Source organism: Flavobacterium sp. Root935 (genome assembly GCF_001429295.1).
Taxonomy (GTDB): Bacteria; Bacteroidota; Bacteroidia; order Flavobacteriales; family Flavobacteriaceae; genus Flavobacterium.
In genome coordinates, this window is record NZ_LMJL01000010.1 from 463,978 (window position 1) to 478,043 (window position 14,066).

The 14,066-nt window shown below is 32.6% G+C and carries 15 protein-coding genes; 12 read left to right on the forward strand and 3 right to left on the reverse strand.

Features of this window, described 5'->3' with window-relative positions; translation table 11 throughout:
- Positions 1–14: 14 nt before the first annotated feature.
- The 10 genes from ahcY to ASE40_RS13060 form a co-directional block, all read left to right on the forward strand.
- A partial coding sequence (ahcY, locus tag ASE40_RS13015) for an adenosylhomocysteinase (RefSeq protein WP_241774367.1) occupies positions 15–1,256 on the forward strand: 1,242 nt, incomplete at its 3' end.
- Positions 1,257–1,496: 240 nt separating this feature from the next.
- Positions 1,497–2,597 (forward strand): DUF262 domain-containing protein, encoded by a 1,101-nt coding sequence (locus ASE40_RS13020; RefSeq protein ID WP_082586806.1) that lies wholly within the window; start codon positions 1,497–1,499, stop codon positions 2,595–2,597.
- 1 nt (position 2,598) lies between these two features.
- Entirely contained in the window at positions 2,599–3,096 is a 498-nt protein-coding gene (locus ASE40_RS13025; protein WP_057117505.1) for a HEPN domain-containing protein, read from the forward strand.
- A gap of 326 nt (positions 3,097–3,422) precedes the next feature.
- Entirely contained in the window at positions 3,423–3,707 is a 285-nt protein-coding gene (locus tag ASE40_RS13030) for a hypothetical protein (RefSeq protein WP_057117506.1), read from the forward strand.
- A gap of 10 nt (positions 3,708–3,717) precedes the next feature.
- A complete protein-coding gene (locus tag ASE40_RS13035) occupies positions 3,718–4,800 on the forward strand; it encodes a WG repeat-containing protein (RefSeq protein ID WP_057117507.1) in 1,083 nt (360 codons plus the stop codon).
- A 3-nt stretch (positions 4,801–4,803) separates the two neighbouring features.
- A complete protein-coding gene (locus tag ASE40_RS13040) occupies positions 4,804–5,136 on the forward strand; it encodes a DMT family transporter (RefSeq protein WP_057117508.1) in 333 nt (110 codons plus the stop codon).
- Between the two features lie 148 nt (positions 5,137–5,284).
- The gene (locus ASE40_RS13045; protein WP_057117509.1) at positions 5,285–6,127 is read left to right on the forward strand and encodes a bifunctional helix-turn-helix domain-containing protein/methylated-DNA--[protein]-cysteine S-methyltransferase; all 843 of its coding nucleotides are present in this window, start codon (positions 5,285–5,287) and stop codon (positions 6,125–6,127) included.
- Positions 6,128–6,209: 82 nt separating this feature from the next.
- A complete protein-coding gene (locus tag ASE40_RS13050) occupies positions 6,210–6,923 on the forward strand; it encodes a 2OG-Fe(II) oxygenase (protein ID WP_057117510.1) in 714 nt (237 codons plus the stop codon).
- Between the two features lie 103 nt (positions 6,924–7,026).
- Complete coding sequence (locus ASE40_RS13055) at positions 7,027–7,272, forward strand: Ada metal-binding domain-containing protein (protein ID WP_057117511.1); 246 nt, start codon at positions 7,027–7,029, stop codon at positions 7,270–7,272.
- Positions 7,259–7,867: an alpha-ketoglutarate-dependent dioxygenase AlkB family protein gene (locus ASE40_RS13060; RefSeq protein WP_057117512.1), complete on the forward strand. Its 609-nt coding sequence runs from the start codon at positions 7,259–7,261 to the stop codon at positions 7,865–7,867. The genes ASE40_RS13055 and ASE40_RS13060 overlap by 14 nt, the downstream gene beginning before the upstream one ends.
- Before the next feature lie 50 nt (positions 7,868–7,917).
- On the opposite strand, the gene ASE40_RS13065 is transcribed toward ASE40_RS13060, so the two are convergent.
- Positions 7,918–8,235: an MmcQ/YjbR family DNA-binding protein gene (locus ASE40_RS13065; RefSeq protein ID WP_057117513.1), complete on the reverse strand. Its 318-nt coding sequence runs from the start codon at positions 8,233–8,235 to the stop codon at positions 7,918–7,920.
- A 65-nt stretch (positions 8,236–8,300) separates the two neighbouring features.
- Positions 8,301–9,056, reverse strand: coding sequence for an NUDIX hydrolase (locus ASE40_RS13070; protein WP_057117514.1), 756 nt, complete (start codon positions 9,054–9,056; stop codon positions 8,301–8,303).
- 295 nt (positions 9,057–9,351) lie between these two features.
- Between ASE40_RS13070 and ASE40_RS13075 the strand changes: the two genes are divergently transcribed.
- Both ASE40_RS13075 and ASE40_RS13080 read left to right on the forward strand, forming a co-directional pair.
- Complete coding sequence (locus ASE40_RS13075) at positions 9,352–9,609, forward strand: hypothetical protein (RefSeq protein WP_057117515.1); 258 nt, start codon at positions 9,352–9,354, stop codon at positions 9,607–9,609.
- A gap of 141 nt (positions 9,610–9,750) precedes the next feature.
- A complete protein-coding gene (locus tag ASE40_RS13080; RefSeq protein WP_057117516.1) occupies positions 9,751–11,772 on the forward strand; it encodes a hypothetical protein in 2,022 nt (673 codons plus the stop codon).
- Between the two features lie 54 nt (positions 11,773–11,826).
- On the opposite strand, the gene ASE40_RS13085 is transcribed toward ASE40_RS13080, so the two are convergent.
- Complete coding sequence (locus tag ASE40_RS13085; RefSeq protein WP_057117517.1) at positions 11,827–14,058, reverse strand: glycoside hydrolase family 3 N-terminal domain-containing protein; 2,232 nt, start codon at positions 14,056–14,058, stop codon at positions 11,827–11,829.
- Between the last annotated feature and the right edge of the window lie 8 nt (positions 14,059–14,066).

Consider the following 14,066-nt stretch of genomic DNA (forward strand, 5'->3'; position numbering starts at 1 on the left):
AATATACACTATAAATGAGTACTACAACTACGCCTTATGTGGCTTTCAAAGTAAAAGACATTTCTCTAGCGGCTTGGGGAAGAAAAGAAATTGAATTAGCTGAAGCTGAAATGCCAGGTTTAATGGCGCTTCGTGCTGAATATAAAGACGAACAACCTCTTAAAGGTGCTCGTATCGCTGGATGTTTACACATGACGATTCAAACTGCTGTTTTGATCGAAACTTTAATCGCTCTTGGTGCTGAAGTTACTTGGTCTTCTTGTAACATTTTCTCTACTCAAGATCAAGCTGCTGCTGCTATTGCTGCTGCTGGAATTCAAGTTTATGCTTGGAAAGGTCTTGACGAAGAATCATTTGACTGGTGTATTGAGCAGACTTTATTCTTTGGTGAAGACAGAAAACCATTGAACATGATTCTTGATGATGGTGGAGATTTAACTAACATGGTTATTGATCGTTACCCAGAATTGGTTCCTGGAATTAAAGGTCTTTCTGAAGAAACTACAACTGGTGTTCACAGACTTTACGAAAGAGTAAAAGCTGGAACTCTTCCAATGCCTGCAATCAACATCAACGACTCTGTTACTAAATCTAAATTTGATAACAAATACGGTTGTAAAGAATCTGCTGTAGATGCTGTACGTCGTGCAACTGACTTAATGTTGGCTGGAAAAAGAGTAATCGTTTGTGGATACGGTGATGTTGGAAAAGGAACTGCTGCTTCTTTTAGAGGTGCAGGTTCTATTGTAACAGTTACTGAAATTGACCCAATTTGTGCTTTACAAGCTGCAATGGACGGTTATGAAGTTAAAAAATTAAACACTGTAATTGCTAATGCTGATATTATCATTACAACTACAGGAAACAAAGATATCGTTCTTGGAGAGCACTTCGAGCAAATGAAAGACAAAACTGTTGTTTGTAACATCGGTCACTTCGATAACGAAATTGACATGGCTTGGTTAAACAAAAACCACGGTGCTTCTAAAATCGAAATCAAACCTCAGGTTGACAAATACAACATCAACGGAAAAGATATCATTATCTTGGCTGAAGGTCGTTTAGTAAACCTTGGTTGTGCAACAGGTCACCCAAGTTTTGTAATGAGTAACTCATTTACAAACCAGACTTTGGCTCAAATCGAATTATGGAATAACAGCGCAGCTTACAAAAATGAAGTTTACATGTTACCAAAACATTTAGATGAAAAAGTTGCTGCTTTACACTTAGCTAAATTAGGCGTTGAGTTAGAAACTNGGCTGCTTATATTGGTGTTCCAGTTGAAGGCCCATTCAAACCAGAATACTACAGATACTAATCTATTTTAGATTTCTGAGTTTAGATTTTAGATTATCTAAATACATATTCAAACCCGACAGTTTTTATGATCTGTCGGGTTTTATTTTTCTTAAAATTTTATTTAAGAAATTTTTCCTACTTATTTTTTACATAAATATATTCAATATATTCGCATAATTAATTTTAACAGCAAAAAGATGGCAGATACAGATTTAAATCAAGAAGAACTTTTTAATTTAGAAAATGAATTAGAAGCAAATGATGATTTTAATGAAAGCCCGCCTTCAGATATTGTTGCTTATAATGAATTAAGATCCTGTGCAGATTTATTAAGAATGTACGAAGAAAAGCAATTAGAAATTCAACCGGAATTTCAAAGAGAAATTGTCTGGAATAATTCAATGAAAACTAGACTTATTGATTCATTAACAAAGCAACTACCTATACCTAGCTTATGCATAAGTTTTGATTACAAAACACAAGAGAGATTTGTTATTGATGGTCTTCAAAGAATTGCAACTATAATTCAATTCTTAGATGACGATACCAAAAAAGAATGGAAATTGGCTAAACTTGAAGATATCGACGATAAAATTTCAGGAAAAACTAATTTAACAATCAAAAAAAAATATTCTGATATATTTAGCAAAGTTCAAAATACTGTTTTACCTATTACGGTTATAAGGTGTGATTATTCTAAGAAAAGTCATATGAATTATTTATTTACAATTTTCCATAGATTAAATTCTGGAGGCAGTAAATTAACTAATCAAGAAATTAGAAATTGTATTTATAATGGTAAACTAAATAGTCTTTTACGCGAATTAAAAGATGATATTAACTACAAGTTGCTTTTCAATATTGAAGAAGAAAAAGTTTATCGTTTTAGCAATGAGGAACTAATATTAAGGTTTTTAGCTTTTTATAGTAATTTAAGCAAATATAACGGAAGCTTATCTAAATTTCTAAATGACTATATGGAGGATAATAAAAATCCTAATGATCATAAAATAGATGAATTAAGAGAAATATTCCTAAGGTCTATATCTTTAATCTTAAACAACATAACCAACAATCTACCTCTTAAAAGACTAAGTAAAGCAACAACGGAGGCATTACTAATTGGAATTGCACATAATATTCATGCTTTAGAAGCAGAAAAACCAAGTGATACAAAACAACGTTTTGAAAATTTAAAAAATGATCCTTTATTTTCTATCGAAGAACTAAAAGAAGGATTAGCTCAAAAGGATAAAGTTATTAATCGAATAAACAAGGCAATAGAAATTTTTCAGTAAAATGGTTGCTAAATCTTATATAGAATCTACGCTAAAAGAATTAGATAAACTTTACAATAACTCAACAAGTCAAAAAAAAGCAATTTATTATTCTAAATTAGCTGTACTTGAACTTTGTGGTTGGATAGAAGAATCTGTTGATGAAATAATATTAAGGCATGCTAACAGAAATCTAAAATCTTCTACATGTAAAACTTTCTGTCAGGAAAAAATAATTAAACCAAATTATGGTTTTCAATATAATGATAATATAAGACCAATGTTAACAAAACTTATTGGTTTAATTAATTTAGAAAATATTGAACATGAATTAGAAAAAACTGCCCAAATTACACTTTTGAAATCAAACTTAGGCACCTTAAAACTGGTTAGAAACGAAGCTGCCCATACTTATTTAAAAGGATACACAAGACGTTACAATGCACCTTCGAGAACTATAGCTGATTTCAATAGAATTTATAATTTATTAAAAAGTTTAGATAATGAACTTAGAAAATAATCTAGTAAAACTAAAACAATTATAAGTTGAACATTTGCTTAAATATCAAACCTAAACATTTAGATGAAAAAGTTGCTGCTTTACACTTAGCTAAATTAGGCGTTGAGTTAGAAACTNAGCTGCTTATATTTGTGTTCCAGTTGAAGGTCCATTCAAACCAGAATACTACAGATACTAAATTGATTTTAGATTTAAGATTGTAGATCTTAGATTTTGAAATTCTATACATTCAAACCCGACAGGTTTTAAAAACCTGTCGGGTTTTCTGTTTTAAATTCGAAATTTTAAGTTTAAATTTGAAATTAAAGAACCCGACAAATAAAATTATGATTGAAAATGTTTTATGTGAAGTACATGGCTCAAAAGAAATGACTTTTGGATGTATTCATATTGCAATGGCAATAGACACGAAAGATAAAGTCGGATTTTTCTATTCTGAAGCTGAAGAAGATCTTCCGCAAATTGCTTGGTGCGGTGAATGCGAACAGTGGCTGCTCGATAATGGTGAGGAATGGACTGAAGTTTTTCAAGCCAAAGCCGATTTTAAAATGCTATGTGCCGATTGCTTTGATGAAGCAAAAAATAACGAAACAGAAATTCATCTGCGATAAATAAATTTCCATGAAAAAGGTTGTAATTCTTTATACGTTTCTCGTTAGCTGCACTGCACTTGCACAAACCAGCGATACATGGACTGCTTTTTGGAACAAAGACACTACAAAAATTGGTTTTCAAGATAAAAAAGGTGTAATTAAAATTGAACCTAAATTTACTGGGTTTACGATTGCACGTAAATTTGAAAATATTATTGCTGTTACAGAAGAGGAAAATAATAAGTGGAAAAGCTATTACTTAACTAAGGAAGGAAAAATAGTGGGGCGTGACAGTTTATATACTTTTGATAACAGTACAGATTGCGAAAGTGAAGGTTTTATAAGATTTCGAGATCCGAAAACTGATAAAATGGGAATCTTCAACAGCAAAGGAAAAATCGTCATTCCAGCTGATTATAGTGCTTTATCAAATGTTAAAAACGGAGTGCTTACCGTTCTTAAAGATGCGAAAAAAGAAAGAGAACCAGGCGACGAACATTTTTTCTGGTCTGGCGGAAAAGAATTTCTTATCGACATCAACAACAAAGTTTTAATTGAAAATTTTGCTTATAATGACAATTTAAATTTTTATTCTTTAGAAAAATCAAAAGAACCTAATAAAGACCCAATAAGAGAAAATTTTAAGGGAGTTGATGGACAATATTATTCTTTCATAAATTTTGAAAAAGAATTTAAATTCTGGTTAGAGAACAATTTACTTAAAGATTTATCCAAAGGCAATTTAGAAAAACATTCTTTTGACAAAATAACCTATTGGAAAGAACCAGACGGCTGGATAAATTCGTCTAAAACTAAATTCATCAATCAAAATTATACCTATTTAAAATTAAAATTACAGGAACTCAAAAATCCAAAAACCGATTATTTTGTTAGTTCTGACGGACTTAATCAGTTTATTTTTGAGTCAAGTGAGTACGAAATCTATTTCAACAATTGCAATGAAGCAAAAGATTGGCTGTATCCTACTATGGACATTATCATCAATCCAAAAAACAAAACAGATCGAGGACAAGATCATTTCGAGTTTTTAAGAACTGAAAATGGCTATAAATTAATAAGTGTTTCCACAAGACAACATAATCTTAAATAAAATATGAAGAATTTTTTATTCCTATTTATTGCCATTGTTTTCGAAATCATTGCTACTTCAGCATTAAAGAAATCCGAAGAATTCACTAAATTAATTCCAAGCATTATTACAATAATTGGATATTGCGGCGCATTTTACTGTTTAAGTTTTGCAATTAGAACAATTCCTGTTGGTTTCGCTTATGCCATTTGGTCTGGAGTCGGAATTGTATTAATTACCATCATTGGGGCAATTTTCTTCAAAGAAATCCCAGATTTACCCGCAATAATTGGGTTGAGTTTAATTGTAATTGGAGTTGTTGTAATTAATGTTTTTTCTAAAACTACAGCGCATTAAAGGCATTCTATTTAAAGTTTGTTTCAAGTTTCAGGTTTCACGTTCCTGCATAACTTGAAACCTGAAACTTGAAACAAAAAACTCAGCAAGTTTCGGATTTTATACCTTTTAAAACCAATCGATATTTGTATTATAAAATTGAATGAAGATGAACACACAGGAAACCATCAATTATAATCGTATCGCCGAAGCTATAGATTATATCAAAGCTAATTTTAAAGAGCAGCCCAATCTTGATGAGGTTGCCGAGAAAGTGCATTTGAGTCCGTTTCACTTTCAAAGGCTTTTTAGCGATTGGGCAGGAACAAGTCCGAAGAAATTTTTGCAGTATACAAGTCTCGAACACGCCAAAAAACTACTCAAAGAAAATCAGGCAACGATTTCTGAAACAGCTTATGAAACTGGTTTATCCGGCACAAGCAGACTCCATGATTTGTTTGTAAATATCGAAGGAATGACACCTGCTGAATATAAAAACGGAGGAAAAAATCTCGCCATAAATTACAGTTTTGCCGAAAGTCCGTTTGGAAATATAATTGTTGCGTCAACTCAAAAAGGTGTTTGTTTTATGGCTTTCGCCGAAGATGAAACAGTCGGATTTGTGGATTTAAAAAACAAATTCCCAAATGCGTCTTTCACAAGAAAATTAGATTTAGCACAACAAAATGCGCTATTTATTTTTCAAAACGACTGGGGCAAATTATCTGAAATCAAACTGCATTTAAAAGGCACCGATTTTCAATTGAAAGTTTGGGAAACTTTATTAAAAATACCAATGGGACAGCTTTCTACTTATGGTTCCATTGCACAGCAAATTGAAAAACCAAATGCTTCTCGCGCGGTAGGAACTGCAATTGGCAGTAATCCTGTTGCGTTTTTAATTCCGTGTCACCGCGTGATTCAGTCTTCTGGAATTTTTGGCGGTTATATGTGGGGAAATACCCGAAAAACGGCAATAATTGGCTGGGAAGGCGCGCAAGTAAATCCATAAAAATAAAACTCCAAATTTCGAATCCCAAATTCCAAATTTCAATGATTAACCTTCATTGAAAATTTCATAAAATCCAATTGCTATGCAAACTATACAATCTCGAATTGCTTCTCAAAACTGGGAAAGCATCACCGAATCTATGCACCAAAGCGGTTTCTCTATCATCCCAAATCTTCTCACAAACGAAGAATGTGAAGATTTAAAATTCGACTATGACAATCCAAATTCATATCGAAAAACTGTCGTAATGGAGCGTTATCGATTTGGTTTAGGTGAATATAAATATTTCAATTATCCTCTTCCCGATTTGATTCAGAATATTCGAAATTCCATTTATCCGAAATTGGCCCCAATTGCAAATGCCTGGATGAAAGCTCTAAACATCAATACTTTTTTTCCTGAAAAACATGAAGAATTATTGAAACAATGCCATGACAATAATCAATTGAAGGCGACGGTTTTGATTTTAAAATATGGAAAAAGCGGATTTAATACTTTGCATCAGGATTTGTATGGTGATATTTATTTCCCCATTCAAATTGTACTTTTTCTTTCAGAACCTAATGAAGATTTTACAGGCGGAGAATTTATATTAACGCAGCAAACGCCAAGAGCGCAATCGAAAGCAATTGTTTTAAAACCAAAAAAAGGAGATGTTTTGGTTTTTACTACTAACTTCAGACCTGTAAGAGGAACAAAAGGATATTATCGAGTTAACATGAAACATGGTGTCAGTGAAGTTCATTCTGGTGAACGTTATACGTTGGGAATTATTTTTCATGATGCGTTGTCATAGACACCCAATATCTCCGCAAAGATTGTCGACAAAGAATCTTTGTGGAGATACGTGACGTTAGACGCACTGCTGTGCGTCTCTACAATACAAAACTTACCACTTCATGATTAATCATCAAAAAATAACCGATTCTGAATTGCTCCGTAAAATTAAAAATGCGGAAATTTGCTTTGGCGGCAACCGAAAACTAAAAATCTACGGAACGCTGAAATGTGCTTCGGGAAAAAGAATGAAACGCGAAAATCGGGTTTTCTTTTCTTCTGAAAATCAAGCTCGAAATAATGGATTCAGACCTTGCGGGCATTGCATGAAATCCGAATATTTAAAATGGAAAAATGGACTTATTTAATCCCCAAATAGACGAAACTACGAATTTGCTTCCTAAAGATGGAACTGTAAATTATTACGGAAAATTGTTTTCAAGGGAAGATGCTGATTTCTATCGCGATATCTTATTAAATACAATTGAATGGAAAAATGACGAAGCCATTATCTTTGGAAAACTAATTTTAACCAAACGAAAAGTAGCGTGGTACGGCGATCAGGAATTTGAATATACCTATTCCAACACTACGAAAAAAGCACTTCCGTGGACACCAGAATTATTAAAACTCAAAGCTTTTATAGAAGAAAAAACAGGAGAAACTTTTAATTCCTGTTTGCTGAATTTATATCATTCTGGCGAAGAAGGAATGGCTTGGCACAGTGATGCCGAAAAAGATTTGAAAAAGAATGGTGCTATTGGTTCTGTAAGTTTTGGCGCTGAACGTAAATTTGCTTTCAAACATAAAGAAACCAAAGAAACGGTTTCGCTGATTTTAGAACATGGAAGTTTATTGATTATGAAAGATGAAACGCAAACCCATTGGCTGCATCGATTACCGCCAACTAAAACTACTCAAAAACCAAGGGTAAATTTGACTTTTAGAACTATTGTGAAATAGAATAATTTCGAAACCTAACAGGTTTTAATAACCTGTTAGTATGCCGAGTATTATTTTTTAGCTATAATATTTTGGTAAGAACGTATTAATGCATCTTCAAACATTTCTGGTCTTACTTTTGAAAGTTCTACAATTGTCCAGCCTTGTTTACCCCATTTATTTGGAACGGGATAAAAAATCATTTCGCTCGATGCACAAAAAACCGATTGATCGATTTCGTTTAATTTTAAAACAGCGTGATTATTCTTTTCATCAAAAGTGGCAAAAATTTTCTTTTTGACACGAAAAGATGTTTTCTCAAAATGAGGCTCTTCGGATGCATCTGGAAACGATAATGCTAATTTTCTAAATGTTTCAATTGAGATCATAATCGTAAATTATTTATCAGACATAACAAGTTTTAAAAACCATTTATGTCTCGGTTAAATTAATTTTACCATCCCTGATTCAGTCCATTTTTTAAAACCTCATCATATTTTTCTTTATCAAAAGAATACAAGTTTGGTGCTTTGTGTGCAACGTTGCTTTTCTTTTCGTCTAGCTTCGTTAGAATTCCGATATTCGTGATTTTGCGTAAAAAATTCCTGCGGTCCAGCTTTTTGTCTAAAATAGTTTCGTACAATTTCTGCAGCTCTGGAATGGTAAATTTCTCTGGCAGTAAATTATATCCAATTGGCATTAAATTCAACTCAACCCTTAAGGTATCCAGCGCCTTATCGAGAATCTCACGATGGTCTAAAATAAGTTCTGGAACTTCTTTATGGTCAATCCATTCTACAACTTCATATCTGTTCATCGGATTTGGAAGAATTTTTGAAAAATCAACCAATGCATAATATCCAATTGTAACAAAACGGCGCGTAAGCCATTTTCCTTTTTCTTCCTCTATTTGTAAATACTCTAAAATCTTTTTGTCAAAATGCTGCTCATTACGTTTTACTTTTCCAAAAGTCGCAAATTGTCTCAAGAAAACACCTTCTACTCCAGTTCGACTGCTTAAGACCGTATTGGCTGCAGTATCTATATCCTGATCCACTGGAATGAATCCGCCGGGAAGAGACCATTTATCTGCTCGTTCTACTTTTAACAATAAAACTTTAAGCTGATTGTCGTGAAAACCAAAAATTACACAATCGATAGAAAGTCCAGGCTGGTAATTTTCATTATTGTCTATAATGTCTTTTAACATTCGAATATTTAAGGGTAAATCTTTCTTTCAATAATAGTGCAATTTACTTCATTTTTATAAAACCGAATTACTTTTGCGAAACAGAGTTGCATTTCTTAATAAAATAGAAAAGTGTATGAATCACAATTTTAACTAAAATTTAAAGTTCAAATTTAAAAAAAATAATTACATTGCGTCATAATAACACATTAAAGATCTGAATTGTTAAATTCTAATCTTAATTTATAGAAATCTACTAAAAATCAGTTTGTTTCTTCTCAAAGATAAAAATTGAAAGTTTAAAAATACAGGAGTTATGATTGCCAATCCGTTAAAAAATATTAATCAAAAAATTAGAACAAAAATCTGGAGTTCATTCGGCTTTGTTTCAAAAACATATCTTCTGGAAGCTTCTTTAAAATATAGTGAAGAACAAGAAAGAATTTTCAATGAAATGATTACCGAAACTGATGTCAAAAATAAAAAAGCAAAACAAGAAGCTTATGAAAAAGCTTTATATGCTTCTTATAAAGGAATTGGCGCTATGGATTTTATAAATACTGTCTTGAGATAATTTTCCTTCAACCTAATCATTTATAGAACCTCGCTCTCACGTGAGGTTTTTTATTTCCATAAATTTCATATTATTATAAGGCAAAATAGCGCATTATTACTTATTTTCGCTTTAAGTAAGAATACACATATAAAAAATAACATGGAAAATACCATTGAAACAGAAAGTTACAAAATTCAAAAACCAGAAAACTGGGCTTCAATAATAAATGATGATCAACTAATTGGATACATAAAAGAATCTGACTTTTCAAATAAACAGGTTGACGAAGGAAGAGACTTCTGTTATTTCTTAGATAAAATTTACTATACAAGTGATACAGAAAACAGCGAATATGCCTGCGTAGCTTATACACTTAATGAACCTTCAAATCTAGAAAGTGCTTCTGTAAAAGATGTTGTTGTCGAAGAAAATGAAACCTTCATTATACACAGAATTAGTGTTCTTAGAGACGGCGTTTTGATTGATAAAATCCCAGATACAAAGATTAAAGTTCTGGACAATGAAAATCAAAGTGAAGGCGGTGTCTTGAGCAGTACTAAAAAAATAAATATTACGATTAAAGATTTACGTCTTTATGATATTCTAATTGCTGAAGATTCAAGAGTAAAAGTTTTTACTGATCGTGATTTTCTTAGAAAAGAATATTTAAAATATGTTTACGTAACTCCAAGTACTTACTGGGCTTACGGAAATTATAAATTTACTTTTATTAATGACCGAAAAGCTCCAATCGCATACAAGAAAACATTCTATAGAGATGACGCTGGAAATGTTTTGGAACCGGAAATTAATTATTTAAAAAAGGGAGAAAGATTTGTAATTGAAAAAGAAAATTACATCAACTCTTTTGATATCAACAGAGAAATTGCTCCTTATATTGATTTTGCGACAGATAGTAATTGGACTGATTTATCTAATTATATTTCACCTTTATACGACGAAATTTACTCTAACGCTTCTTTAAAAGAATTTGCTCCTAAGCTGGTAGAAAAGCTAGATGCAATTTCAGATAAGGATGAGCAGCTTCGATTTGCTATAGAATATGTACAAAACCATGTAAATTATATTTTTAATGCTGATGAAATGAATGGGCATAAGCCGCAAGAACCTGCTATTACGTATGAAAACAAACAGGGAGATTGCAAGGCTAAATCTGTTTTACTAAAAGTGGTTTTAGATTATATCAATATAGATTCGTCTGTTGTATTGGTTAACTTCAATTCAGATCATTATATCAAACATTATCTGCCTTCTCTTCTTACTTTTAATCATGTGATTGTAAAAATCAATTATAAGGATGAAACTTATTTTATTGATGCTACAGCCAGAGATGAATTTGGACTGATTGAAAATCGCTGTTTTATTTACTTTATGCATTATTTGGAAGTAAAACCAAACCAGCAGTTACAAATTAGAAAACCACATAGATTCTCTTATTATGGTATAAATGAAAAAGTAGATTTTAGTGCGCAAAACGATCAAGGGCAGTTAAAATTGACTACTACGTACAAAGGAAACCGTGCCAATTACATGCGTAAATATTTTAAGAATACGAACAAAAGGGAAATAATCGACAGCTGGAACAATTTCTTATTTTATACTTTAAATTATTCTAGTGACCGAAACGGAACTGATATTAGAACGATATTTAAAGACGCTGCAATTGAAATTGTCAGTGATGATAAAATGCTGAATGAGTTTACAATTCAGTACAATTCATCTATTGAAAATCCTTATTTTACAGATGATCAAAAGAATCGTTTTTTAATGTATTTTGATCGAAATGTGGTGAAGAATAATGCGCGCGATTTTATGCATACCGATGTTCCGTTCTGGCATAATTTTGATAACGAAAAATATGAAATCAATCTCCATACAGATCAGAAAATAGATACCGAAGAGAAATTTACGCGCCAGGAAAGCTCAATAAGTAATCCTTATTTTGATTATACAAGCCGTAAAAAAGTAACTAAAAACAGTGCTTCTATTTTTGTAGATTTTAAACCTCTTGTTAATCTAGAAATCCCTGCAGCTGATTTTGAAAAATTCAGAACAGACCATCATACTATTGCCGACAGCAATTTTGGGGTAGGAATTGATATTATAGAGCAAGGTTTACTTAATCTTATAAAATTCAACTTTAAAAAACGTCTTAAATAATTCGTATAAAAAATGGGGCTTAACGGCCCCATTTTATTTTATAAAAGTAAATTACTACTTAGCCAGCAATTCAAAATCAGATTTTAATTTAATGTCTGCAGAGGAAGCTCCAATCATCACTTCAAAATCACCTGGCTCAGCTGTCCACTCTAATTTATCATTGTAGAAAGAGAGTTTTTCTTTATCAATTGTAAATTCAATTGTTTTAGATTCTCCTGCATTTAATTTCACTTTTTTAAAGTCTTTCAACTCTAAAACTGGTCTCACAACAGATCCAAATTTATCTTTCAAATACAACTGAACTACTTCTTCTCCAGCTGCTTTTCCAACATTTGATAATTGGAAAGAAACTTTAATCGTTTCGTTACTTTTTATTTTTGATACCGATAATTTCAAACCAGAATAATCAAATTTTGTATAACTTAATCCGTAACCAAAAGGGTATTTAGGAGAGTTTTTTAAGTCTATATAAGCCGAAACATAATTGGTTTCACTTTCTGTTTTGGCTGGTCTTCCCGTACTAAAATGATTGTAATAAATTGGCACCTGCCCTACTTCTCTCGGGAAAGTCATTGGCAATTTTCCAGACGGATTATAATCTCCAAATAAAACATTTGCAATTGCATTTCCAGCTTCTGTACCCAGCCACCAAGTATAAACAATTGCAGGAACATTGTCTGCTGTCCAATTGAAAACAAGAGGTCTTCCTGCATTAATTAAAACAACAACTGGTTTTCCTGTTGCTTGAATTGCTTTTACCAAATCTTCCTGAACGCCTGGCAAATGAAGGTCACTTCTACTTTTTGCTTCACCGCTCATATCGCGTCTTTCACCAATACTTAAAATAACAACATCGGCTTGTTTTGCAGTTGCAACAGCTTCTGCAAAACCATCTTTGTTAGTTCCATCAACATCACATCCTTTAGCGTAAAGTAACTTTGTATTTTTACCTACTTTATTTTGAAGACCGTCCCATTGTGAAACAATCCATTTATTGTAATCAATTTCTGGAAGTTCTACAGACCAGAATCCCATATTTTCTTTGTATTCTTTTACCATTGGTCCAATGAAAGCAATAGTTTTTACATTTTTCGAAATTGGTAAAGTCTGGTTTTCATTTTTTAATAAAACAATACTTTTCTGCGCCACTTCAAGTGCTGCTTTTCTGTTTGCTGGATCTGACAAGGCTTTTTCAGCACGCTTTTCATCCGAATATCTGTAAGGATCATCAAATAATCCTAATTCAAATTTCTTGCGGAGAATACGTTTTACGGCATCATCCACTAAATCAATAGAAACTCTGCCTTCTTTTATTAATTGAGCTAGATTCTGACGATACGCATTACTTTCCATATCCATATCGCTTCCTGCAGTAATGGCAGCATAAGCAGCTTCTTTCAGATCTTTAGAATAGCCATGCGCTACCATTTCACCAATTGATCCCCAGTCTGAAACCACGAAACCTTGGAAATTCCATTTTCCTTTTAAAATATCTCTTTGTAAATGAGCATTTCCTGTTGCCGGGATTCCATTAATATCATTGAATGAATTCATGAATGTTGCTGCACCTGCATCTAACGCAGCTTTAAAAGGCGGTAAATAAGTTTCAAACAACATTCTTTCGCTCATGTCTACAGAGTTATAATCTCTTCCGCCAACACCTGCACCGTAAGCTGCAAAGTGTTTTACGCAAGCCATAACCGAATTTAAATCGCCCAGTTTATTTCCTTGAAAACCTTTAACTCTTGCATAAGCAATTTTAGAACCTAGATAAGTATCTTCTCCAGCTCCTTCCATTACACGTCCCCAACGCGGATCGCGGCCAATATCTACCATTGGTGCAAATGTCCAGTGAATACCGCTCGCCGCTGCTTCTGTAGCTGCAACTCTTGCCGCTAACTCGATTGCTTCTAAATCCCAGCTTGCTGCTTCTGCAAGCGGAATTGGGAATGTAGTTTTGTAACCGTGAATAACGTCCTGACCAAATAACAACGGAATTTTAAGTCTTGACTGCATAGCCAATTCTTGATATTGTCTGGTATATTTTGTTCCAACAACATTTAACATAGAGCCTATTAACCCTTGTTTGATTTCGGATTGTTTGTTTGGATTTATTGTTATTGGTCCAGTTGCCTGATTATCTCCTGTGTACTGATTTAACTGTCCAATTTTTTCTTCAATTGTCATTTTCTTCAATAGATCGTTGACTTTCTGATCTATTGTCTGCTGTTGTGCCGACGCAAAAAGCGAAAACAGCAACAACGTAATTGTGGTTACTTTCTTCATAAGTTTAA

What these genes read in the sequence shown, in the direction of transcription:
- ASE40_RS13050 (WP_057117510.1), top strand. Translation starts at nt 6,210, where the DNA reads ATGCAAACTATACAATCTCGAATTGCTTCTCAAAACTGGGAAAGCATC.
- ASE40_RS13070 (WP_057117514.1), bottom strand. Translation starts at nt 9,056, where the DNA reads ATGTTAAAAGACATTATAGACAATAATGAAAATTACCAGCCTGGACTT.
- ASE40_RS13075 (WP_057117515.1), top strand. Translation starts at nt 9,352, where the DNA reads ATGATTGCCAATCCGTTAAAAAATATTAATCAAAAAATTAGAACAAAA.
- ASE40_RS13040 (WP_057117508.1), top strand. Translation starts at nt 4,804, where the DNA reads ATGAAGAATTTTTTATTCCTATTTATTGCCATTGTTTTCGAAATCATT.
- ASE40_RS13045 (WP_057117509.1), top strand. Translation starts at nt 5,285, where the DNA reads ATGAACACACAGGAAACCATCAATTATAATCGTATCGCCGAAGCTATA.
- ASE40_RS13020 (WP_082586806.1), top strand. Translation starts at nt 1,497, where the DNA reads ATGGCAGATACAGATTTAAATCAAGAAGAACTTTTTAATTTAGAAAAT.
- ASE40_RS13030 (WP_057117506.1), top strand. Translation starts at nt 3,423, where the DNA reads ATGATTGAAAATGTTTTATGTGAAGTACATGGCTCAAAAGAAATGACT.
- ASE40_RS13080 (WP_057117516.1), top strand. Translation starts at nt 9,751, where the DNA reads ATGGAAAATACCATTGAAACAGAAAGTTACAAAATTCAAAAACCAGAA.
- ASE40_RS13035 (WP_057117507.1), top strand. Translation starts at nt 3,718, where the DNA reads ATGAAAAAGGTTGTAATTCTTTATACGTTTCTCGTTAGCTGCACTGCA.
- ASE40_RS13085 (WP_057117517.1), bottom strand. Translation starts at nt 14,058, where the DNA reads ATGAAGAAAGTAACCACAATTACGTTGTTGCTGTTTTCGCTTTTTGCG.
- ASE40_RS13060 (WP_057117512.1), top strand. Translation starts at nt 7,259, where the DNA reads ATGGACTTATTTAATCCCCAAATAGACGAAACTACGAATTTGCTTCCT.
- ASE40_RS13065 (WP_057117513.1), bottom strand. Translation starts at nt 8,235, where the DNA reads ATGATCTCAATTGAAACATTTAGAAAATTAGCATTATCGTTTCCAGAT.
- ASE40_RS13025 (WP_057117505.1), top strand. Translation starts at nt 2,599, where the DNA reads ATGGTTGCTAAATCTTATATAGAATCTACGCTAAAAGAATTAGATAAA.
- ASE40_RS13055 (WP_057117511.1), top strand. Translation starts at nt 7,027, where the DNA reads ATGATTAATCATCAAAAAATAACCGATTCTGAATTGCTCCGTAAAATT.